This window comes from Mesorhizobium sp. M1A.F.Ca.IN.020.04.1.1, assembly GCF_003997315.1.
GTDB lineage: Bacteria > Pseudomonadota > Alphaproteobacteria > Rhizobiales > Rhizobiaceae > Mesorhizobium.
Window position 1 is genome coordinate 1 of record NZ_RZSN01000072.1, and the last position, 20649, is coordinate 20649.

Annotated in this window: 23 protein-coding genes; 12 read left to right on the forward strand and 11 right to left on the reverse strand. The window is 63.8% G+C overall.

Annotated elements, in window-relative coordinates:
- Positions 1-728: amidase family protein (locus tag EOA49_RS16185; RefSeq protein WP_245460686.1), on the reverse strand; the 728-nt coding region annotated here is incomplete at its 3' end.
- Between the two features lie 539 nt (positions 729-1267).
- Here EOA49_RS16185 and odc2 point away from each other — a divergent pair.
- Together odc2 and EOA49_RS16195 are read left to right on the forward strand one after the other, a co-directional pair.
- Positions 1268-2401: an ornithine/lysine decarboxylase gene (odc2, locus tag EOA49_RS16190; RefSeq protein WP_127241515.1), complete on the forward strand. Its 1134-nt coding sequence runs from the start codon at positions 1268-1270 to the stop codon at positions 2399-2401.
- A 331-nt stretch (positions 2402-2732) separates the two neighbouring features.
- Positions 2733-3227 (forward strand): N-acetyltransferase, encoded by a 495-nt coding sequence (locus EOA49_RS16195; RefSeq protein WP_127241517.1) that lies wholly within the window; start codon positions 2733-2735, stop codon positions 3225-3227.
- A gap of 80 nt (positions 3228-3307) precedes the next feature.
- Here EOA49_RS16195 and EOA49_RS16200 read toward each other — a convergent pair whose 3' ends face one another.
- The 4 genes from EOA49_RS16200 to EOA49_RS16215 form a co-directional block, all read right to left on the reverse strand.
- Entirely contained in the window at positions 3308-3592 is a 285-nt protein-coding gene (locus EOA49_RS16200) for an SCP2 sterol-binding domain-containing protein (protein WP_067327050.1), read from the reverse strand.
- 197 nt (positions 3593-3789) lie between these two features.
- Positions 3790-4314, reverse strand: coding sequence for a hypothetical protein (locus EOA49_RS16205; RefSeq protein WP_067325989.1), 525 nt, complete (start codon positions 4312-4314; stop codon positions 3790-3792).
- Positions 4315-4345: 31 nt separating this feature from the next.
- Positions 4346-4768 carry a hypothetical protein gene (locus tag EOA49_RS16210; protein ID WP_067325992.1) on the reverse strand — a complete coding sequence of 141 codons (423 nt, stop codon included), beginning with the start codon at positions 4766-4768 and terminating at the stop codon, positions 4346-4348.
- An 8-nt stretch (positions 4769-4776) separates the two neighbouring features.
- Complete coding sequence (locus EOA49_RS16215; RefSeq protein WP_245460687.1) at positions 4777-5346, reverse strand: rod-binding protein; 570 nt, start codon at positions 5344-5346, stop codon at positions 4777-4779.
- A gap of 302 nt (positions 5347-5648) precedes the next feature.
- Here EOA49_RS16215 and EOA49_RS16220 point away from each other — a divergent pair, with 302 nt between their 5' ends.
- Positions 5649-6242, forward strand: coding sequence for a transglutaminase-like cysteine peptidase (locus EOA49_RS16220; protein WP_245460689.1), 594 nt, complete (start codon positions 5649-5651; stop codon positions 6240-6242).
- Positions 6243-6360: 118 nt separating this feature from the next.
- On the opposite strand, the gene EOA49_RS16225 is transcribed toward EOA49_RS16220, so the two are convergent.
- Genes EOA49_RS16225 through flhA form a run of 3 tightly spaced genes read right to left on the reverse strand, consistent with a single transcriptional unit; the run spans position 6361 to position 9586 of the window.
- Positions 6361-6744 carry a hypothetical protein gene (locus EOA49_RS16225; RefSeq protein WP_067325997.1) on the reverse strand — a complete coding sequence of 128 codons (384 nt, stop codon included), beginning with the start codon at positions 6742-6744 and terminating at the stop codon, positions 6361-6363.
- Between the two features lie 5 nt (positions 6745-6749).
- Complete coding sequence (gene fliR, locus EOA49_RS16230) at positions 6750-7502, reverse strand: flagellar biosynthetic protein FliR (RefSeq protein WP_127240421.1); 753 nt, start codon at positions 7500-7502, stop codon at positions 6750-6752.
- Positions 7499-9586, reverse strand: a complete 2088-nt coding sequence (gene flhA / locus EOA49_RS16235; protein ID WP_067326003.1) for a flagellar biosynthesis protein FlhA — start codon at positions 9584-9586, stop codon at positions 7499-7501. Before flhA ends, fliR begins: the two co-directional genes overlap by 4 nt.
- A gap of 122 nt (positions 9587-9708) precedes the next feature.
- On the opposite strand from flhA, the gene EOA49_RS16240 reads away from it, so the two are divergent.
- The gene (locus EOA49_RS16240; protein WP_127240422.1) at positions 9709-10008 is read left to right on the forward strand and encodes a putative quinol monooxygenase; all 300 of its coding nucleotides are present in this window, start codon (positions 9709-9711) and stop codon (positions 10006-10008) included.
- Here the strand turns inward: EOA49_RS16240 and EOA49_RS16245 are convergent.
- Positions 10005-10475 (reverse strand): MarR family transcriptional regulator, encoded by a 471-nt coding sequence (locus tag EOA49_RS16245; RefSeq protein ID WP_127240423.1) that lies wholly within the window; start codon positions 10473-10475, stop codon positions 10005-10007. The genes EOA49_RS16240 and EOA49_RS16245 overlap by 4 nt on opposite strands.
- Positions 10476-10537: 62 nt before the next feature.
- Here EOA49_RS16245 and EOA49_RS16250 point away from each other — a divergent pair, with 62 nt between their 5' ends.
- The 3 genes from EOA49_RS16250 to EOA49_RS16255 all read left to right on the forward strand — a co-directional run bounded on the left by EOA49_RS16250 (position 10538) and on the right by EOA49_RS16255 (position 13295).
- Positions 10538-11041, forward strand: coding sequence for an NAD(P)-dependent oxidoreductase (locus EOA49_RS16250; protein WP_245460690.1), 504 nt, complete (start codon positions 10538-10540; stop codon positions 11039-11041).
- Positions 11038-11265, forward strand: coding sequence for a hypothetical protein (locus tag EOA49_RS33515; RefSeq protein WP_245460692.1), 228 nt, complete (start codon positions 11038-11040; stop codon positions 11263-11265). Before EOA49_RS16250 ends, EOA49_RS33515 begins: the two co-directional genes overlap by 4 nt.
- 320 nt (positions 11266-11585) lie before the next feature.
- The gene (locus EOA49_RS16255; RefSeq protein ID WP_164746738.1) at positions 11586-13295 is read left to right on the forward strand and encodes a chloride channel protein; all 1710 of its coding nucleotides are present in this window, start codon (positions 11586-11588) and stop codon (positions 13293-13295) included.
- An 8-nt stretch (positions 13296-13303) separates the two neighbouring features.
- Here the strand turns inward: EOA49_RS16255 and EOA49_RS16260 are convergent, their stop codons facing one another.
- Both EOA49_RS16260 and EOA49_RS16265 read right to left on the reverse strand, forming a co-directional pair.
- Entirely contained in the window at positions 13304-15328 is a 2025-nt protein-coding gene (locus EOA49_RS16260; protein ID WP_127240425.1) for a bifunctional diguanylate cyclase/phosphodiesterase, read from the reverse strand.
- Positions 15329-15345: 17 nt separating this feature from the next.
- Positions 15346-15846 carry a molybdopterin-dependent oxidoreductase gene (locus tag EOA49_RS16265; RefSeq protein ID WP_067326015.1) on the reverse strand — a complete coding sequence of 167 codons (501 nt, stop codon included), beginning with the start codon at positions 15844-15846 and terminating at the stop codon, positions 15346-15348.
- 231 nt (positions 15847-16077) lie between these two features.
- Here EOA49_RS16265 and EOA49_RS16270 point away from each other — a divergent pair, with 231 nt between their 5' ends.
- From EOA49_RS16270 to EOA49_RS16290, 5 genes are read left to right on the forward strand one after another with little or no spacing between them, the layout of a single operon-like run.
- Complete coding sequence (locus EOA49_RS16270; RefSeq protein WP_095781141.1) at positions 16078-16743, forward strand: XRE family transcriptional regulator; 666 nt, start codon at positions 16078-16080, stop codon at positions 16741-16743.
- A 37-nt stretch (positions 16744-16780) separates the two neighbouring features.
- Positions 16781-17857 (forward strand): extracellular solute-binding protein, encoded by a 1077-nt coding sequence (locus tag EOA49_RS16275; protein WP_067326018.1) that lies wholly within the window; start codon positions 16781-16783, stop codon positions 17855-17857.
- A gap of 19 nt (positions 17858-17876) precedes the next feature.
- Entirely contained in the window at positions 17877-18746 is an 870-nt protein-coding gene (locus tag EOA49_RS16280; RefSeq protein WP_095800452.1) for an ABC transporter permease, read from the forward strand.
- Positions 18746-19543 (forward strand): ABC transporter permease, encoded by a 798-nt coding sequence (locus EOA49_RS16285; protein WP_127240426.1) that lies wholly within the window; start codon positions 18746-18748, stop codon positions 19541-19543. Before EOA49_RS16280 ends, EOA49_RS16285 begins: the two co-directional genes overlap by 1 nt.
- A complete protein-coding gene (locus EOA49_RS16290; protein WP_127240427.1) occupies positions 19540-20649 on the forward strand; it encodes an ABC transporter ATP-binding protein in 1110 nt (369 codons plus the stop codon). The genes EOA49_RS16285 and EOA49_RS16290 overlap by 4 nt, the downstream gene beginning before the upstream one ends.

Sequence of the window (20649 nt, forward strand, 5' to 3'; positions counted from 1 at the left end):
GAGGGGAAGGCGTGTTCGGTTTCGGTCGGCTCGCCGACGACGGCTGCTGCCTGTGCCTTCACCCGCGCATATTCGGCGGCTTCCGTCGGCCCGGAGACAAAGGCATCGAGCCAGCCGATCGACAGCGGGCGGTTGAGCGGATGCTGGTGTGGATCGCGCCCGAGCAGAAGCTTGCCGACCAATTCGTAAGTTTTTATGTCGCCGGCGAACCAGCCGAAAGTGTCGAAGCTCGGCGCGAGCTTCATGGCGCCCTCGAGCGATATCCGGCCGTGACTGGTACGCAGCCCGATCAACCCGCAGAAGCTCGCCGGCGCGCGGATCGAGCCGCCGGTGTCGGAGCCGACGGCGATGTCGGCAAGGCCGCCGGCGACCGCGGCCGCCGAACCTGACGAGGAGCCGCCGGTCACGCGATCCGGAGCGGCTGCGTTCACCGGAAACGGGAAATGCGAATTCTGGCCGAACAGCGAGAAGGCGAGCTCGTCGGTTTGCGTCTTGCCGACGAATCGCGCACCGGCATCGAGAATCAACTGCACGGCCTCGGCCGTACGCGCGGCGGCGTGAGCCTGTTCGAACTTGCGCGGGTTGCCGCAGCCGGTGCGATAGCCGGCGACGTCATAGATGTCCTTCACGGCCAGGCGCAGGCCGGCCAGCGGGCCAAATTCCGCATTGGCCACGGGCATTTGGCGCAGATCGAGGAAGGCGTTGAGAGGGCCGTGGGTGCCTGGCATTGTTCGATTTCCGAATACGGTCCACAAACATTGTTCGATGCCGCAATTTTTACAACCGGCGCTGACGATTTTTATTGATTGTGAAACCCTTCGCTCTTATATCGCGCTTGCCCAAAGTCGCACGTGCCTGTGGGTGTCCGCCGATCCTCGAATGGTGAGGGCAATCGGTAAGGTAACTGGAGCCAACCCCTCCAGTCGGTCAGTGGCCAACCACAAGACCGAGGACACCTTGAAGCAACGACGGTGCGGGCCTTTCTGGTGTCTGCCGGTCGTCCAAAGACCGGGGTTACTGAAGAGGCACACCTTCATTGCCGGCAGTGCGGACGGGTCCTCCCATCCAAGCCAAGGCAGACAAAGCGAACCGAGGCCGGGCAAGGCCAGGTTCACCGCCGCGAGACGGCGATCCGTGGTTCCGGGGTCTCCACCGGCTGGTTCCATGGATTTTCCGTCCCGCCTTTGTCCACCGCGAGTTCGCGAGGCCGAGCGCCCGCGTCCCGCAGCCTTCGTGCGCGCCGAAAGGCGCAGATGGAGAGACCTCGATGGCCAGCCAGCGCATCCTTGACTTTCTCGCCACCCGACGTCCGAATGGCCCCTGCCTCGTCGTCGACCTCGATGTCGTGCGCGACAATTTCCGCGCCTTCGAGAAGGCGTTGCCCGATTCCAAGATCTACTATGCGGTGAAAGCAAACCCGGCGCCGGAGATCCTGCGCCTGCTTGCTGCGATGGGCTCGTCCTTCGACACCGCATCGGTTGCCGAGGTCGAGATGGCGATGGATGCCGGCGCGCCGGCGGATCGCATTTCCTTCGGCAACACCATCAAGAAGGAGCGCGACATTGCGCGCGCCTACCAGCTCGGCATCCGCCTCTACGCCGTGGATTGCGTTGAGGAGGTCGAGAAGATCGCCCGCGCCGCCCCGGGCTCGCGCGTGTTCTGCCGCGTGCTCACCGACGGCGAGGGTGCCGAATGGCCGCTGTCGCGCAAGTTCGGCTGCGTGCCGGCAATGGCGGTGAATGTGCTGCGACATGCCAAGGCGCTCGGCCTCGACGCTTATGGCGTGTCGTTCCATGTCGGCTCGCAGCAGACCGATCTCTCGGCTTGGGACCGCGCGCTGGGCGATGCCAAGAAGGTGTTCGCCACGCTCGCCGAGGAAGGCATCGTCTTGAAGATGGTCAACATGGGCGGCGGTTTCCCGACCCGTTACCTGAAGGACGTGCCGGCGGCGCAGGCCTATGGCCAGGCGATCTTCTCGGCGCTGCGCAAGCATTTCGGCAACGCGCTGCCCGAGACGATCATCGAGCCGGGTCGCGGCATGGTCGGCAATGCCGGCGTCATCAAGTCGGAAGTCGTGCTGATCTCGAAGAAGGCCGACAATGACAATGTGCGCTGGGTGTTCCTCGACATCGGCAAGTTCGGGGGCCTCGCCGAGACCATGGACGAGGCGATCCGCTATCCGATCGTGACGCCGCGCGACGGATCGGAGACCGCGCCTTGCGTGCTCGCCGGCCCGACCTGCGATTCGGCCGATGTGCTCTACGAGAAGACGCCTTATCCGCTGCCGCTGTCGCTCACCATCGGCGACGAGGTGCTGATCGAAGGTACCGGCGCCTACACGACCACCTATTCGTCGGTCGCCTTCAACGGCTTCGAGCCTCTCCGATCCTACGTGATCTGAAGGCGCGAGCCTTCAGATCAACCGGCGTGGGCGACATCGCCCGCCGGAGCTCGCTTGTGGAACAGATCTCCGCTCGTGAAGGATCGCGGAAATGGACTTTGCAGATTTCATCATCGAGGGCGCCGCGCGCCGGGTCTCCCCCCTCGAGGGGGAGATGGCCGCGCAGCGGTCAGAGGGGGGCGTCGCGCGTGGAGCGCCAGCGCCGCTTCTCGTCACGCTGGGCGCCGGTATTACATGCGCAACGACCCCCTCTGTCGCCTTTGGCGACATCTCCCGCTCGAGGGGGGAGATTGCGCCGGCCTTCGTCATCATTGCCGAAGGCATCGGTGATATGCAGGCGCGCGAAGCGCTGCTCGACCGCGCCATGGGGCCGAAGCGCAGGAAGAAGTCGTCCGAGAAACTGCGGCGTGGCCGCCGGCCGTCGGAAGGCCTGGCCTTTGTCGCGCGCGACCCGTCGGGCGCGGTCGTCGGCACGGTTCGGCTGTGGGACGTGACGCTGGGCGAGTGCGGTCCGGCAGCGCTCCTGCTTGGGCCGCTGGCAGTCGAGCCGGGCCTGAAGAGCGGCGGCATCGGCTCGGCGCTGATGCGGCACGCGATCGGCGAGGCTGCGCGGCTCGGTCACGGCGCGATCCTGCTCGTCGGCGATGCGCCCTATTACGGGCGGTTCGGTTTTTCGGCCGACCGCACCGGCTCGCTCGCCATGCCTGGGCCCTATGAGCGGCACCGCCTGCTGGCGCTCGAGCTGAAGGAGGGCTCGCTCGACGGGGCCGCGGGCACGATCAAGGCAGCCGGCCGCAAGGTCAAGGCGCTGGATTTCGTCGCCTGACTGTCGGAGGCATACCAATGCGGCGGCGCGCGTTCAAAAACGCGGCGCCGCATCGCTCTTCTAAAATAGTTGGCTGCCGGTCAGCCGAGCAACTGGCTGAGCGCCATGGCGACCGTCATGTCGCCCTCGACCTTCAGCTTGCCGGCCATGAAGGCCATGGTCGGGTTGAGGTCGCCGGCGATCAGCGAATCGAGATCGTCGAGCGAGAGCTTGATCGTGCAGTCGGTCGGGGCATCGGCGGTCGAAACGGTCGCGCCGTCGATCACGATGACGCCGTCGCTGCCGGTGTCGAACTTGACCGAATGCTCGAAGCCGGCGCTTGCCACCTGCGACCTGATCTTGTCGGCAATCTCCTGAACGCCCATGGCGGTTCTCCTCGTTTGGTTGCGTTTGACGCGCACCGGCCTTGGCCGCTGGGCGAAGCGCCGCGTCGCGCGGCAGCGCGGCGACAGCCATCGGCGCATATAGCTTCGGGTTGACGTTTACGTCAACGTGGCTGCCATGCGGCATGTCGCATCACCAGACGAGGGTGTGACCCCGCCAGTCGATCGCCGAGAGCGGATCAATGCTCCGGCTGGAACGGCTTGGTCATCGCTTGCGCGGTCTCGCCGGCAGTTTTGCGGCGGCGGATGGCGTTGTCGCGGATTTCGTCCTTGGACAGGAAGTTGACCTGGTCGATCAGCACGTCATGCACCAGCTCGACGCCGACGCGGGCGTTGACGGTATCGCGGATCGCTTTGCGGAAAGCATCGAGATCGATCGTGTCCTTCTTGGTGAAATCGATCTGCGGATTGGAATAGAGGTAGGAATAGACCTGATCGGTGATGATCGCCGGCGCCGGGATCGATAGTTTCTTTATCTGATCCGGCTCCACTGTGTAGACGAGCTTCGTGAGAAAATAGCCGTCGATCTTGGCATCGCGGATGAGCGGCACCGAAATGATGTCGGTCTTGACGTAGTCTAGACCGCCCAGCATCGGCTTCGGCGGCTCACCGACGCCGCGCTCGCCCGCCGCCTGGAAGGAATAAAACACGGCGCCGAGCGTTACGGCGCAGATCCAGAGCGCTGCGGCGAGGAACTTGATCACCGGATCCTACCTTGCTCCGCAGTCATCTCATTCAAGCCCGGGCGTATCCGAATTCGCCTGCCGAGTAGGTGCCGTCGGCATCGGCGCGCTGGATGGCGTTCTTCAACAGCGTGGCGACCTCGTTGACGGCATTGAGATGGGCAAGGATAGCCGCCTCGTTCTTTGCCAGCTTCTGGCGCAGCCGCGCCAGCCCCTCGCGATGCTGCTCGAGGAACTCGATCTCATTGGCGCCCTTCAGCGCGCGGGTCAGTTCGTAGAGATAGCGGCTTTTGCGGGCATTCGAGGCCTTGAGGTCGTAGCTGGTGCCGCTGCGGATACCCGCCGTCTCCTCGTCCACCGCCTCCTCGATCCGGCCGATGATGGCGGCGAGGTTGCCAGGCCGTGCAGCTGCGATCGGTGCTTCCGCGGCGGTGGTTCGTGCAGGCAGGTTGGAAAGGTCCGTTTGGTCGGCCATGTAGGTCCCTAGATCTTGATGTCCGTTTTTATGGTTGTGTCGTCACCGGTCATAGACCGGGCGGCCTTACGCTCGAGCTCGTCGACCAGGGAGGTCGAAAGCCTGGTCTGCTGGTCGATCTCGGCTTTCTCCGGTCCGCCCCCAACGGACCCGACCGGCACCTTGTGTTTGCCGTCCAGATAATGGTCGGCAAGCATCGATCTGGCGATGCCGATCCCGCCATGCGCGGCCATGACATCGGCTACCTTTTCGGCAAGCTGCGATTTCCACATGTCGCCGGCCAGACCCTTGCCGTAAACGCCCTCGGTGTCCTTAGGCATCATGTTCTGGATGAAAGTGGTCAGCACCATCGCCTCGAAGCGCTGGAACTTTTTAGCCGGATTTGCCGCCTCGGCCTTGTCGGCAGCGGCGCGCGAGAGCACCGAGCCCGCCTCGACCGAGGCAGTCTGGTCGATCGAGAAGGTCTCCCCGGCCCCGCCGGCCCGCCTCGCGAGTGCTGCCCGCGCGGCCTCGACGTCGGCCGGCTCCGCCGCACGGGCGACGTCCATCACGATGTCGCTGGGAGGTGAAATCGCCAAGAAAGCACTGCCTTTTGCCGGTTTTTGTCCGTTGCACAATGACGCAACAAGCTTGTGGCAGGCTTGCGGGGATGGCGAGGTGCAGTGCAGCCCGCTCCAAGCGGCGGCGCGCCCGCCGCCAGAGAGTCACCTCATCGATCGATCGTTCGGCCGAACCCCTCCGTAGCTTCGTACAAGCTCAAATCTTATTTTAGCAGGTATTAATATTTTAACGGCGTTTGCCCTGCCGCCGGCGCAATTCGGGGTTTGAAAACGACTAATTAACCCCGCCCCCTCATCCTCGAGACCACGCCTTGGAGACGTTGATCGTGAAAAGCGATGTCGTGCTGATCGCATTTCTGCTGTCGGTTGCTTGGCCATTTGCCGCCCAGGCCGGAACGGCGATGCAAACCAAAGGCAAGGCGTTTCCACCGCCGGCCTTCTATTCGTTCTGCAGCCGCCAACCCAGCCTCTGCAGCACGGCCGGCGGAACAAAGGTCGTCGCCCTGCGGCCTCAGCTCAGCGCGCAATTGAACGAGATCAACCTTTCGGTCAATTCACGTATTACCGAGGTCAGTGATCGAGCCGTTGTCGGCAAGAACGACGACTGGCGCGTGCCGACCGTGTCCGGCGATTGCGAGGATATCGCGATACTGAAGAAGCTCGAACTGATGAAGCGCGGCTGGCCGGCCTCGGCGCTGCTGTTGACCGTGGCAAGCTATCACGGCGAGGGACACACGGTGCTGACGGTGCGCACCAACGAGGGCGACCTGGTGCTCGACAACCTCACCAGCGCGGTCCGTGATTGGTCCAGCACGCCCTACAACTATTTCGCCCGGCAGGCGCAGGGCAATGGCAGGCGCTGGGAGCGGATCGGGGCGGCCAAGTCGGTCGGCACGACGGCGACCGGCATCTGACAGCCTCGTTCGCCGCGCGCCGGATCCACCGCTCTATCTTCTTGGTTTGACGCAAGTCCGGACGGGAGGCCACGGCGACGTCGCCGAGCCCAACCGTTTCATGCTTTTCCTGATTGCCCTAGTCATGTCCCCGCTTCTGGGCAATGAGGTCCAGCCGCTCGCGGTCTGAGCGTTCGCGCTCGTCGCGGCGGCGAGCGTCCCTATAGGCGCGCTCGACCATGTTGGTCCGCGCGGTCGCGGCGGCGATCAACGTCGCCTCCTCCCGGGCGCTTTCAAGATTCTGTTTTTGTTGGCCGAGCGCGTTCGCAATCCGGCGATGGTAAAGTTCCGGGAACAGGCCGGCCAGCGAGCTGTCAGCGTCGAAATGCCCGATGAGTTCCTTTGCTTCCGATTCGGCCGCCGCGGCCGCGGAGAGGAAGCCGGCATGACGGGTTTCGTGCACCGCCTTCAACTGCTCCTGCACCTTGACCAACTTCTTCAGTCTGTCCTTGCGCGAGGCCATCGCGGCTACCTCGCTAGCGTCAGGTCGACAAAGCCGTCGACGAACAACGACAGCAAGGTGCCGATGGCAAAGTAGAAGATGATCAGCCCGCCGGCGATGACGAAGGGCAGCGAGATGAAATACACCGGGATCTGCGGCGTCAGCTTGTTGACGAAGCCGATCGTCAAATTGACCAGAATGGCGTAGGCGACGAAGGGACTGCCGAGCCGGATGACCAGGAAGAAGGCGTCCGACACCGTGTCGGTGACGTCGACCAGCGCCGCCTGCGGGTTGAAGAATACATTGACCGGAGCAACCGTGTAGGAGGCGACCAGCGCGCGCACGATCTCGTGGTCGAAATCGAAGACGAAAAGCAGGAGCAGCGCCGAGAACGAGATGATGGCGGCGAGCGCAGCCTGCGGCTCCGGCTCCTCGATCGCCGGGCCGCCTGAGCCGCCATAGCCGATCATCATGGCGATGGCCGAGCCCATGAACCGCAGCGCTTCCATATAGAGCTTGGTCATGGCGCCGATCAGCCCGCCGACCAGAAGCTCGGAAACGATCATCGGCACCAGAACCTGCGGGCGCGGGTCGACATAGGGATAGATGCGGTCCCAGAGGAAGGCGAGCAGGCCGCCGGTGGCGGCGATCGACACGAACAGCCGGACCTGGAGAGGCACGCGGGCGCTCGATAGGCCGGGCATCAGCATGAAACAGGCGCCGATGCGGCAGAAGGCGAGGAAGGCGGCGATGACGACGCCTTGCGAGAGCGCGTTCACGAGATCGTTCCGAGCACCTTGATTTCGACGCCCTTGGCGATCTCGACGTGGCTGAGCACGGGCAGCGTGGTGAACAGCCGCTCGATGATCATGCGCACATAAGGCCGCGCGTCCGGCGCGGTGACCAGCACGAAGCGCTCGCCGGCTTCGAGATGCTTGCGGATCGCCTTGGTGGCGTCCTGGCCGAATTCCTCGAGCTGGCGCGGATCGATGTCGAACTCGCGCACCTCGCCCTTGGCATCGCGCTTGAGGCTCTGGTGAAAGGCGAGGTCCCATCGGTTGCCGAGGCGCAGCACCTTGAGCATGCCGCCCTCGGAGAGATCGCCGCAGATCTGCTGCGCCATGCGGATGCGGACATGCTCGACGATCTGCTCGGTGCGGCGCACATGCGGCGCGATCTCGGCGATGGCCTCGATGATCAGGTGCAGGTTGCGGATTGAGACACGCTCGGCAAGCAGAAGCTTCAGCACCGCCTGCAGGCCGGGATAGGAGATGTGCGAGGTGCAGATCTCGTCGGCGAGCTTGCGGTACTCGGGGTCCAGCCGCTCGAGCAGCGCCTTCATGTCCTTGTACGACAGAAGCTGCGGCAGGTTGTTGCGGATCACCTCGGAGAGGTGGGTGAGCAGCACCGACATGTTGTCGGCAAAGGTGTAGTTCTCGCGCTTCAGATCTTCGGCGAAGGTTTCCAGCACCGAATAGGCGCGCATGCCGAAAGCCGGCTCGCGGATTTCCTCACCGGGGATGTCGGGCACGCCGCGGGTGCCAAGCAGCACCATGATTTCGCCGACGCGCATCTGGTATTCGGCAACGACGGTGCCGTGGACCTTGATCTGATAGCTCTTCGGCGGGATGGCGAAGTCGTCGGCGACGCGCACCTCCGGCACCACGAACCCATATTGCTGGGCGAATTTCTTGCGCATCTTCGACATGCGGAACACCAGCTCCTGATGTGCGACCAGCAGCCTGGTCGAGAGCTGCTTGCCGATCAGCAGCTCGATCTCGGCAGTCGCAAGCGAGGCCTTGACCGAATTCTTCTCCTCCTCGACCTTGTCGGCCTTCTCCTTGTTCTTCTGCGCTTCGGCTGCCGCCAGCGCGCGGTTGTGGCGCAGCGGGATGACGTAGCCGAGGCCGGCCATGGCGCCGGCAAGGGCAAAGAACGGGAATAGCGGCAGACCGGGCATAAGGCCGAGGATGACGAGCAGCGAGGCCGCGACATAGAGCGCGCGCGGATGCGCGCCGAGCTGGCCGAACACCGCCTGATTGGCGGAGCCCCGCGTGCCGCCCTTGGAGACGAGCATGCCGGCGGCGAGCGAGACGATGAGGGCCGGGATCTGGGTGACGAGGCCGTCGCCGACCGACAGCTTGATGAAGACGTCGGCCGCCTGGCCGAGGCCCATGCCGTGGCGCAGATAGCCGATGGCGATGCCGCCGACGATGTTGATGGCGGTGATGATGAGGCCGGCGATGGCGTCGCCGCGCACGAATTTCGACGCGCCGTCCATCGAGCCGAAGAAGGAGGATTCTTCTTCCAATTCGCGGCGGCGAAGCTGCGCCGTCTTCTCGTCGATCATTCCGGCGGAAAGGTCGGCGTCGATCGACATCTGCTTGCCGGGGATGGCGTCGAGGGTGAAGCGCGCACCGACTTCGGCGATGCGGGTGGCGCCCTTGGTGATGACGATGAAGTTCACCACGATCAGGATCATGAAGACGATGAGGCCGATGACGAAGTCGCTCGACATCACCAGCTTCGAGAAACCCGAGATGACGTAACCGGCGGCATGCGTGCCCTCATTGCCATGCGACAGGATCATGCGCGTGGTGGCGATGTTGAGCGAGAGCCTGAGCATCGTGGCGATGAGCAGCACGGTCGGGAAGGAGGAGAAATCCAGCGGCCGCTGGATCCAGAGCGCCACCATCAGGATCAGCACCGAGAGCGCGATCGAGAAGGCAAGGCCGATATCGATGAGAAAGGCCGGGATCGGCAGGAACAGCACCGCCAGGATGACGACGATGCCGAGCGCGAAGAAAACGTCGCGGCCATTCTTGGCCGCCAGGCCGGACGGGATTGTTTCGCTGATCGCCATATCGTCCTCGAATCCAGACTTGCCCAGTGCAAAGGCAGGCTCCCGACCGTTAACCGGTCAAGCTTGCGCGAAGGTGGGAGAGGGGCTACGGGATTTGAGCCGGCTGGCGAAAGGAAAGGCGCATGCTCCTCATCATCGGCACGATTCGGCTGCCACCCGACAGGCTCGAGCAGGCAAGGCCGGCGATGGGACGAATGATTTCAGCGAGTCGCGCCGAGGCCGGCTGCCTCGCATATTCCTATGCGCAGGATGTTCTCGATCCCGGCCTGATCCATGTCTCGGAAGCCTGGCGGGATCGTGCGGCGCTCGAGGCGCATTTCAAGTCAGCGCATATAGCCGAATGGCGCGCGAGCTGGGCGGAACTCGGCATTGGGGATCGGAAGCTGGCGCTCTATGAAGCGGGCGGGGGTGCTGCGATCTAACCGGCCGTGTCCGCGATCGAGACGGCGACCAGCCAGCGCCGGACGGCGCGCTCTTCGTTGGCCGAAAGTGCGGCGGTCAGCTCGCGTTCAAGCCGCTGCACCCGCTCGCGACATTTGTTCAGCAAGGCACGGCCGCTGTCGCTAAGATCAAGGTGCTGGATGCGCCCGTGCACCGCATGCGGCCTGCGGACCACGGAACCGGCCTTTTCCAGATTGCCGACGATCACGCTCACCGTCTGCGGCGTCAGCACCGCGAGCCGGGCGAGGTCGGCATTGGAGATGCCTGGATAGGCCGACAGCATGGTCAGCGTCGCGAATTGCGGCTGCGTGACGCCGAACTCATCCAGCGCCCGCTCGACCCGCAGCCTGTAGGCGCCGGCGGCCTGGCGCAGCAGGTAGCCGAGATAACCATCCTCGCCGCGCTTGCCTTTGCCAGGGGCCGGAATTTCCGGTTTCTGCTTGAGCACGATGTAAGAGCTCTTATATGTTGTTCGAACTCTGATATTATCGCAAGATGGAATGGAAGACGATGGGCTATCGCATCTTTCTTGCTGGTGGTTCCGGCGCGATCGGCCGCCGCCTGATCCCGCAACTGGTCGCTGCCGGCCATCAGGTAGCTGCGACAACGCGCCGGGCCGAGAAGGCCGAGGAGCTCCGCGCGATCGGGGCCAGCCCGGTGGTGATTGATGTGTTCGATGCCGGCGACCTGCTTGCGGCGGCCGCCGAGGTGAAGCCGGAGGTCGTGATCCATCAGCTTACCGATCTGCCGGCCGGACTCGATCCCAATAGGATGGGCGAGTCCATCATCGGAAACGCGCGCGTCCGCGACGAGGGGACCCGCAATCTGGTCGAGGCCGCGACGTCGGCCGGCGCCCGTCGCCTGATCGCGCAGAGCATCGCCTGGGCCTATGCGCCCGGACCCGAGCCGCATGCCGAAACCGATCCGCTCGACAGCGGCGCCGAAGGCGGCCGCGGCATCAGCGTCGGCGGCGTGATCGCGCTCGAACGCCAGGTTCTCGAGGCTCGAGCATGACAGGCATCGTGCTGCGCTATGGACATCTCTATGGTCCCGGCACCGGAGCTGAGATTGCGGCCGATCCGGCCGTGCATGTCGATGCCGCTGCTTATGCGGCGCTGCTTGCCGTCGAGCGCGGTGCGCCGGGCACCTTCAACATCGCCGAGCCGAACGGCCATGTCGCGACCGACAAGGCCGTCAGCGAACTCGGCTGGCGGCCCGACTTCCGCCTGGCTGTGTGAGGGACGAAGGAATTGCCGCCAAAGGATAGACCTGGTTCGAGCCGCCGGGCACGGTGCATCTGTTCGCGGAGAAGGCGAGCGCAACGGAGCCGGGGGAGCTGCTGGCGACCTTCGTCGCGGGGGACGATTGCGGGCCGCTGACCATCTTCGATCAGTGACATTCTCCCGTTCTCGCAGCGAGGGTAGCCGGCCCGACCCTCGCTAATCGACGCAACGCCAAAATGGCGCCACAAGCGGTCGGCATTGCGGTTGCCACTCCATGCCGTCGGGCGTATCAGGCGCGGCAGCATCCATCCTCCGCATACCGGCGAGCCGCTCCGTTGCCTGCCATAAACGAACCGCAAGTCTACGCCCGCCGGCTTCGGGCGGTGCTGATCAATTCCATCCCCGTGCTCGAGGCGCGCGGCATCGTCATTGTGCTGATGGCGGGGATGGTCGGCATGATCGCGGGCGCCCTGGTCACCGGCATGAGCGCGCTGGTGCAAGCCATGCACTTCCTGCTCTTTGACGTGCAGCCGGGCGGGCGTCTTTCGGCGATGTTTTCGCTGGCCAGCCCGGTGCAGGCGATGTTTCCGGCGATCGAAGCCAACGCGCTCTACGGTGGGCGCATGTCGCTCACCGATACGTTCATCATCGTCGGCCAGACCATGATCTCCAGCGGCTTCGGCGCCTCGGTCGGTCTGGAAGCCGGTTATACGCAGGTTGGTTCCGGCATCGCCTCGCGGCTGGCGCGCGCCTTCCGGCTGCGCCGCAACGACGTGCGCATCCTGGTCGGCTGCGGCGCCGCCGGCGCGATCGCTGCCGCCTTCGACGCGCCGTTGACGGGTGCCTTCTACGGCTTCGAACTGGTCATCGGCATCTACTCGGTGGCCAATGTGGCGCCGGTCATGACGGCGGCGATCGCCGCCTCGCTGACGGCTGAGATGTTCGGCGGCGTGCCGTTTCCACTGGAACTTTCCGGCCTGCCGACGCTGACCGCCAGCCAGTATGTGCCGTTCCTGCTGCTGGGACTGCTCGGCGGGGCGGCGTCCATCGCAATCATGCATCTGGTAAGCCTTATCGAGCGCGTCTTTGTGCGGCTGGCGATCGACGCTTCCGTCAGACCTTTCATCGGCGGCATCGTTGTCGGGCTGCTCGGGCTGGTCACGCCGCAGGTGCTGTCCAGCGGACACGGCGCGCTCCACCGCGAGTTCGCCATGAACTACGCGCTTCCCGTGGTGGCCAGCGTCTTCGTGCTGAAGCTTGCTGCCTCGGCGATCTCGCTCGGCTCCGGTTTCCGCGGCGGTCTGTTCTTCGCCTCGCTGTTTCTGGGGGCGCTGCTCGGCAAGGTCTTTGCCGGCGTCATGGTGATGGCCGCGCCCTCAACCGCGCTCGATCCGGCGGTCGCCGCCGTCGTCGGCATGACCTCGCTTGCCGTCGGTGTCGTCGGCGGCCCGCTGACCATGACTTTTCTCGCGCTGGAATCGACGCGGGACCTGACGCTCACCGGCGTGGTGCTGGCAGCGTCGATCATGTCGGCCATCCTGGTCCGCGAGACCTTCGGCTACTCCTTCTCGACCTGGCGCTTCCATCTGCGCGGCGAGACGATCCGCAGCGCCCACGACGTCGGCTGGATGCGCAGCCTCAATGTCGGGTCGATGATGCGCAAGGACGTCCGTACTATCGATGCTTCGATTACCTTGGCCGAGTTCCGCAAGGAGATCCCGCTCGGCTCGGCGCAGCGCGTCATCGCCGTCGAAGGGGGCCGGCACTATGTCGGCGTGCTGCTCGTGGCCGAACTGCACAGTGACCTCTCAGACGGCGAGACTCCGGTGCAGGCGCTCGCGCAGTTCAAGGATGCGGTGCTGGTGCCGTCGATGAACGTCCAGTCCGCCGCGGAGACCTTTCAGCGCGCCGGCGCTGAAGAGCTAGCGGTCGTTGAGGATTTCGACGACCGCATCGTGCTTGGCCTGCTCACTGAAAGCCATCTGATGCGGCGCTACGCCGAGGAGCTGGACAAGGCGCGGAGGGATCTTTCCGGCGAGGGCTGAGCCCTGATTCAATCGGCGGTCTTGCGGCCCTGCTTGGCGACTTTCCGCAGCATGGATGGGCCCAAGCGAAGAGACTCGGCTCGAGTTTTTCCATCTGTTTTGGCGCCACCCTGCCTTGCGACGAGATAGTTGGTCATCAACCTTGCCTCAACAGGCTCCGACATAAAGAACCCTTGTGCGCCGTGACAGTGTTCGTGGATCAGGAAGTCGAGTTGGGCTTCGTTCTCCACCCCTTCCGCAACAACGGTCAGGCTTAGCGAATTGGCCAGCGCGATGATGCCTCGGACCACGTTCTGTTTCTTCGTGGAGGAAGCCAGATCGCTGAGGAACGAGCGATCGATCTTTAATTGGTTCAAGTCGAAATCGGCAAGGTATCCGAAGCTCGCATAACCTGACCCAAAATCGTCGAGTGCCAGGCTCACTCCGAGGTTTCTAATCTTGCCGATACTCTCCAGGGCATTGCGGCTGTTCTGGATGAATATCCCTTCAGTGATCTCCAACTGCAGACGCGATGGAAGCAACCCCGTTTGCCGCAGCGTCTCGGTGAGATGCGTCAGATAGGCATCGGTCTGGAGGCTTCTTCCGGAGACGTTGACCGAGCAGATGAACTCTTCGGTGGAAATAGGCATCCATCGGGCGGCTTGCTCGCAAGCCTTGCCCAGAACCATCTTGTCGAGTTCCAGTATCAGCTCACTTCGTTCCGCGATCGGAATGAACGATGCCGGCGCACGAACCGCTCCCGAGACCGGGTCGTGCCAGCGGACCAGCGCCTCGGCCCCGATCATGCGGCCGGTCGCCAGCTCGAACTGGGATTGCCAGACCAGGAAGAACTCGTCGCAATTGAGGGCCCGCTTGATGGCCGCTTCTTCACCGAGCTGCATGTCGATCTGACTGAGGATCGCGGGCGAAAACGTCACGAAACCGGACCGCCCGTCGGCCTTTGCCGTGTAGAGAGCGCTATCGGCACTGTGCAGCAACGTGGAAATATCGGAACCGTGCTGAGGGAAACATGCCATGCCGATGCTGGCGCCAATGCGCACCTGATGGCCCTCCAACTCTGCGAACCTGTTCAGCCGTTCGCGCAGACGTTGCCCCAAATCGTCATGATCATTCCGATCGGCAATAGCCATGATGGCGAATTCGTCTCCGCCCAATCGCACGGCGGCTACGTCGCCGGGCCGCTCGACCGACTGAAGGACCTCGGCAACCGCCTTCAGCAGCAGATCGCCGACGTGGTGGCCGAAGGTGTCGTTCACGCTCTTGAAATGGTCGAGATCGATCAGGAGCAGCTGAAGCTGCCTACCGGTCTCCCTCGCCCGGTCCAGCATGGCGTCCCTGTTGGCTGCCATCCAGGCACGATTCTTCAGTCCGGTGGTCGCGTCGCGCCAGGCGAGAAATTCCAGCTTCTTTATCGTTTCCCGGCGCCCGATGAACAGAACCGCCGTCCCGATTGCCAGCAGCGACAGGATCGTCAGAGCAAAGGCTATCTGATAGTTGAACCGATTCAGGCTGACTTCCGACGCATAGAGATCGGCGTTAACGCCCTCGCCGTATTTGTAGTACTCGTCGTTCATCCGGCCGACGATCTGCTCCAGTTCCAGACCCAGTTCCTTCAAGCGCTGCTGATCGAACGGGAGCCCCGCCGCGATCACGGCGTCGAGCCGCGTTACCGCGTCGTTCACGCGCGGCACGATGCCTGCATATGCGGGAATTGCGCTGATCGTTTCGCCGCCGTCGACCCGCTTGAAGCGGATGTAAACCAGGTCGTTTGCAGCGGCCAGATGATCTAGGCTCGCCTGAGAGTTGGGCGCGACCTCAGCAAGCGAGATCATATCCCTCAGGTGGGTCACGTCGCGTATGGCAATATGGAATTCGCGGATGGCGAAGAACCCGAACCGGGGCAGCGAAGACTCGATCTTGCTGATACTGACAAACAGCATGACGATGAGGATCGCGGAACCGACCGCCGCCAGCCCTATGGCACTGCCATAGGTAAGCGGAATGCGCCAGCCTCTCAGTCGAGATCCCACCATGGAGGCCTACCAGCCGGTCAGTTGTCGGACTCGATCGTCTTGATCAGCCAAATCCATCGCGGTTTGCGGATCGGCGTGTCGAAGGCGGGGAAATCCTTGAGAGGATAGACCAAGCGGGTCGGACCTTGTGTTCGTCGGGTGAGCAACTCCCCGTCCTGGCGCGTCGCAAGAAGCAGAGGACCTTCCGTCCAATCCTCGTGCGGAATCACCTGCACGTAATCGTCCGCGGCCCTTAGAGTGACGGAATCCCTATCTGCCAATCCCAGGGACTTAAGCACGTCTCGGAACAGGACGCCTTCAAACGTCAATTGCCCTTGCTCGAAAGGACTTGTGGTGATGACTTTGTAGAGGCCGAGCTTTTCCAACTGCCTCAGTGTGACCGGGATCTGCTTGCCGTCCTTCTGAACGGTGAAAGCTACGGAGTCCGGCGGCTCCGGATAGCTGGCCGGTTCCAACGCCCGTGCGGTCAGAGTGCCGATCGCCAAGACAGCCAGCATCAGCAGGCTGCGCACGAGCATCAACGGTCCTTTTCTTAGCCAGGATGACATATCGCAATCCCTTCCCGCTCAGCAGATCGACAATGGTCCTTGCTGTACGACATCTTGCCGGCCGACATTCGATACTGCCGTTGAATGCTTAATTTTTTGATCGGCTTCCGTTCCCCGCCATGGGACCGTGGAAATGGCATCCGCCCCCTATTGCCAGCTGTACAGTGGTACTGTACAAGGTGTTAAGTGGAGGAAAACGGGATGCGCGAGGCTTCGGAGGACGGCCAGGCTCCGGCGGCGATCGGTGCCGGCACGGCTGCAGCTCATGCGCAGCAGGTGCTGGGCGTGCGGCTCAAGGCCCTGCGCCTCGCTCGCCGTCTATCATTGCGTGACCTAGCGGAAGCGACCGGAACGAGCGCCAGCTTCATCAGCCAGCTTGAACGCGGGCTGACCGGCGCCAGTACTGCCTCGCTCAACCAGATGGCTTCGGCGTTGGGCGTGAGCGTCGCGATGCTGTTCGAGGAAAGCGCGACACAGAACCATGGCGTGCTCCGGCGCAGCGAGCGGCCAAGCCTTCCGCCCAGCAACGGCTGCCGTAAGATGCTGCTTTCCCGCCCGCCGCTGAGCGACATGGAGGTCTATGTCGGCGAGTTCGATATCGGCGGCTCGACCGGCTCCGCGCTTTACACGCATGGCGACGCGCAGGAGATGCTGATCGTCCTTCGCGGTGTCGTCGAGGTCTCTCTTGGCGACGCCCGCCACGTCCTCGAAGAAGGCGACAGCATCGAATACGCGACATCGACACCACATCGCAGCGAGAACATCGGCAGTGGTCGGGCCGAGGTGATGTGGATCATCGCACCGCCGACCTCGGCACGCGCCGAGCTCGATCAATACAAGCCCTGGAAACCGCTCGCGGCCAGGTAGTCCGATTAAACGCGGGCATAATGGGAGAGTCAGAGTTATGTTGAAGTCGAAACTTGCAGGTCTTGGCGCCGTGCTGGCGCTCGGAATGCTGACAACCACCGCCTTCGCACAGGAAAAGCCTGTCGCGGGCGAGGTGAAGGAAGGCTCGCTCAAGGGCAAGACCCTGACCTTCGTCTCCTATGGCGGCATCTATCAGGATGGCCAGGTGGCCGCGCTGAAGGAGTTCGTCGAGAAGTCCGGCGTCAAGCTGCTCAATGACGGGCCGACCGAGATCGCCAAGCTGCAGGCCCAGGTCGAATCCGGCAACGTCACCTGGGACGTGGTCGATACCGGCGATCTGCCGCCTTACGTCCATTGCGGAAAGCTGTTCCAGAAGCTCGATCTCTCGAAGCTCGATGTCTCGAAGATACCCGAAGGACAGGTCGGCGAGTGCTCGGTTCCGGCGATGAACTACGGCGTCGTACTGATGTACAATAAGGAGAAGTACAAAGATAACCCGCCCAAGAACTGGGCTGACTTCTTCGACACCGAAAAGTTCCCCGGCGTGCGCGCCCTGGACGGATCCGGCGATCCGACCGGTGGCCTGCTCGAACAGGCCTTCAAGGTGGCGGGCGGCGATCCGAAGGCGATGACCGCTGCCGACATCGACAAAGCCATCGACGTGATTCGCAAGCTCGGCCCGGACACGATCTACTGGAAGACGGGCGCTGAATCGCAGCAGCTCGCGGAGTCCGGCGAAGCCGACATGCTGATGATGTGGACCGGCCGCGCCATGACGGCGGTCAAGAACGGCGCCAAATACGCGCCCGCCTGGCAGGACTGGCTGGTGGTGATGGACCAGATGACTATCCCCGTCGGTGTCAAGGATACGGATGCCGCCTATGCGCTGCTGAATGCCTATCTCGGCAAGCAGGCGCAGGAGATTCTCACGCAGCAGACCTCCTACACGCCGATCAACAACGATGCGAAGCCGAAGGTTGACGAGTCGGTCGCAGCTTTCCTGACCAACACGCCCGAGCGCCAGAAGCAAGGCTACAAGCAGAACATCAAGTTCTGGGTCGAGAACTTCCCGGTCGCGCAGGAGAAGTGGTCCGCGCTGATGGCCGGCAACTGAGCTGACGGAGGCAAGGCCCGTGAGCGCGCTCGAACCGACGATCCAGACTGCCGAAAAGCGGGCAGGATGGGCCTGGCGGCCGTTCGCGCTCACGCTGCCGGCCATGATCCTGCTCGCCGCGGTGATCGGCTATCCGCTGCTCACCATCGTGCTGCGCAGCCTCTCGGAGCCGGAATGGGGCGTGCAGAACTATGCCTGGTTCTTTGGTGCGCCCGTCAATCTCGCGGTGCTCCAGCGCACCTTCACCATCTCGGCGTGGGTGACGCTGGTCTGCGTGGTTTGCGCTTATCCTTATGCTTACCTCATGACCGCGGTCGGTCCGCGCGTGCGGCTCGTCCTGGTTCTCTGCGTGCTGATCCCCTTCTGGGTGAGCGGCGTGGTGCGCACACTCTCCTGGGTGATCCTGCTGCAGGATTCCGGCGTCATCAACTCGCTGCTGAGATCAGCCGGCTTCGCGGGCATCCGGCTGATCCGCACCCAGACGGGCGTGGTGATCGGCATGGCGCAGGTGCTTTTGCCCTTCATGATCCTGCCGCTTTATTCGGTGATGAAAGGCATCGACCTCAGGCTGGTGCAGGCGGCGCGAAGCCTTGGCGCCCGGCCGTCCCGCGCTTTCTTCACAGTCTACCTGCCGCTGTCGCTGCCGGGCGTCTATGCCGGCGCGATCATCGTCTTCATCCTGGCGCTGGGCTTCTACATCACGCCGGCACTGCTCGGCGGGCCGCGCTCGACGATGCTGTCGACACTGGTGCAGACCCAGGTGCTCAGCCTGCTGCAATGGGGACGCGGCGGCGCGATGGGCGTGGTGCTGCTGGTCACGACCTTCCTGTTGCTGGCGCTTGCAGCGCCGGTGATGCGGTCGCGGCACCGGGAAGCGGGGCGGCGCTGATGGAAATGAAGCCGCTCACCCGTGTCGTTCTTGCCCTTGTCTGCCTGCTGGTGGCGATCTGGCTGGTGGCGCCGACGCTGGTCGTCGTGCCGATGTCGTTCAACGGCAACAAGTCGCTCTCCTTCCCACCGCAAGGCTTCTCCTGGCAGTGGTACGAGAATTTCGTCACGAATCCAGAATGGTCGACCAGCTTCCTCAATTCCCTGAAGGTCGCCTCGATCGTGGCGGTGCTGGCAACGGTGCTCGGCACGCTGGCCGCCTTCGGCCTCGACCGTATGAAGGCGCGGCCTGCCAATCTGCTGCGGATGCTGATGCTGACGCCGATGGTTGTGCCGGGCGTGGTGCTGGCCATCGGCATCTATGCCGTCTATCTCGATGCGCGACTCGTCGGCACGCTGCTCGGCTTCGTGCTCGCCCACACCATCCTGGCGCTGCCCTTCGTGCTGATCGCCGTGTCGGCCAATCTCGAAGTGTTCGACAGGCGGCTGGAGACGGCTGCGGCGAGCCTCGGCGCCGGCGCGCTCACCACGTTCCGGACGGTGACGCTGCCGCTGATCCTGCCCGGCATCCTGTCGGGCCTGCTGTTCGCCTTCGCGACGTCCTTCGACGAGATCATCGTCTCGCTGTTCATCACCAACCCCTATCTGAAGACGCTGCCGGTGCAGATCTTCTCCTCGATCACGCGCGACGCCGACCCGACCGTCGCTGCCGTCGGTACGATCCTTTTGTGCGCCACGACGATCCTGATCGGCGGCGGCATGCTTCTTCTTGGCCGCGAGCGGAAGGGACGCCTATGAACCCAAGACCGGACAATCGCGGCGCGGCGATCGACCTCGAATTCGTCACCAAGGCCTATGGCGCGTTCAAGGCGCTGGACGGCGTGTCGCTCAGGATCGAGCCCGGCGAGTTCATGACGCTGCTTGGGCCGAGCGGCTCCGGCAAGACGACGACGCTCAATGTGATCGCCGGTTTCACGGATGTGTCGAGCGGCAAGCTGCTGGTCGGAGGACAAAGCGTCGTCGGCGTGCCGGCGCACAAGCGCAACATCGGCGTCGTCTTTCAGCACTACGCATTGTTCCCGCATATGACGGTTGGCCGCAACGTCGCCTATCCGCTGACGCTGCGCGGCGTTGGGCAGGACGATCGGAAGCGGCGCGTGGCCAAGGCGCTCGACATGGTCAAGATGGGCGACTTCGCGCATCGCTATCCGAGCGAATTGTCGGGCGGCCAGCAGCAGCGCGTGGCGCTGGCGCGGGCCATCGTCTTCGACCCGCCGCTGCTCCTCATGGACGAGCCGCTCGGCGCGCTCGACAAGAAGCTGCGCGAATGGCTGCAGCTCGAGATCAAGCGCATCCATCGCGAGCTCGGCACCACCTTCGTCTATGTCACGCACGACCAGGAGGAGGCGCTGGTGCTGTCGGATCGCATCGCCGTATTCAACCGTGGCCGGATCGAGCAGGTGGGCACCGGACGGCAGCTCTATGACGAGCCGGCAACGCTGTTCGTCGGCCGCTTCATCGGCGACTCCACGGTGCTGCGCGGCGAAGCCGGAAGTGACGGCACCGGCACTGCGCTGACCATTGCCGGCGAGACGGTCGCCGCGCCGCGACGGCTTGCCGGAGAAGTCAGCCCGGTGATGCTGCTGCGGCCCGAGAAACTTGCCATTCGCCGGCCGGGGCAAGCCGACGGCAAGAACCGCCTGGCGGGAACGATCGCCGAGGCGATCTATCTTGGCTCGGGATCGAAATACGAAGTGAAGCTCGGCGACGGCTCGACCGCGATCGTGCGGTCGCCGCTGACTGGCGAGAATTTCGCCCTCGGCGAGAAGGTCGAGCTTTGCTTCGACGGCGCTGACGCCAAGCTTCTGCCCGACGACAGCACGGCAGACACGACGCTCACCTGA

Bases quoted from the DNA above. Each gene is read 5' to 3' on its own strand.
- EOA49_RS16265 (WP_067326015.1), bottom strand. From the start codon at position 15,846: ATGCTCGTGCGCAGCCTGCTGATGCTGGCTGTCTTGGCGATCGGCACT.
- odc2 (WP_127241515.1), top strand. From the start codon at position 1,268: ATGGCCAGCCAGCGCATCCTTGACTTTCTCGCCACCCGACGTCCGAAT.
- EOA49_RS16290 (WP_127240427.1), top strand. From the start codon at position 19,540: ATGAACCCAAGACCGGACAATCGCGGCGCGGCGATCGACCTCGAATTC.
- EOA49_RS16225 (WP_067325997.1), bottom strand. From the start codon at position 6,744: ATGGCCTCGCGCAAGGACAGACTGAAGAAGTTGGTCAAGGTGCAGGAG.
- EOA49_RS16270 (WP_095781141.1), top strand. From the start codon at position 16,078: ATGCGCGAGGCTTCGGAGGACGGCCAGGCTCCGGCGGCGATCGGTGCC.
- EOA49_RS16200 (WP_067327050.1), bottom strand. From the start codon at position 3,592: ATGGGCGTTCAGGAGATTGCCGACAAGATCAGGTCGCAGGTGGCAAGC.
- flhA (WP_067326003.1), bottom strand. From the start codon at position 9,586: ATGGCGATCAGCGAAACAATCCCGTCCGGCCTGGCGGCCAAGAATGGC.
- EOA49_RS16195 (WP_127241517.1), top strand. From the start codon at position 2,733: ATGCAGGCGCGCGAAGCGCTGCTCGACCGCGCCATGGGGCCGAAGCGC.
- EOA49_RS16210 (WP_067325992.1), bottom strand. From the start codon at position 4,768: ATGGCCGACCAAACGGACCTTTCCAACCTGCCTGCACGAACCACCGCC.
- EOA49_RS33515 (WP_245460692.1), top strand. From the start codon at position 11,038: ATGACAGGCATCGTGCTGCGCTATGGACATCTCTATGGTCCCGGCACC.
- EOA49_RS16285 (WP_127240426.1), top strand. From the start codon at position 18,746: ATGGAAATGAAGCCGCTCACCCGTGTCGTTCTTGCCCTTGTCTGCCTG.
- EOA49_RS16240 (WP_127240422.1), top strand. From the start codon at position 9,709: ATGCTCCTCATCATCGGCACGATTCGGCTGCCACCCGACAGGCTCGAG.
- EOA49_RS16260 (WP_127240425.1), bottom strand. From the start codon at position 15,328: ATGGTGGGATCTCGACTGAGAGGCTGGCGCATTCCGCTTACCTATGGC.
- EOA49_RS16250 (WP_245460690.1), top strand. From the start codon at position 10,538: ATGGGCTATCGCATCTTTCTTGCTGGTGGTTCCGGCGCGATCGGCCGC.
- EOA49_RS16275 (WP_067326018.1), top strand. From the start codon at position 16,781: ATGTTGAAGTCGAAACTTGCAGGTCTTGGCGCCGTGCTGGCGCTCGGA.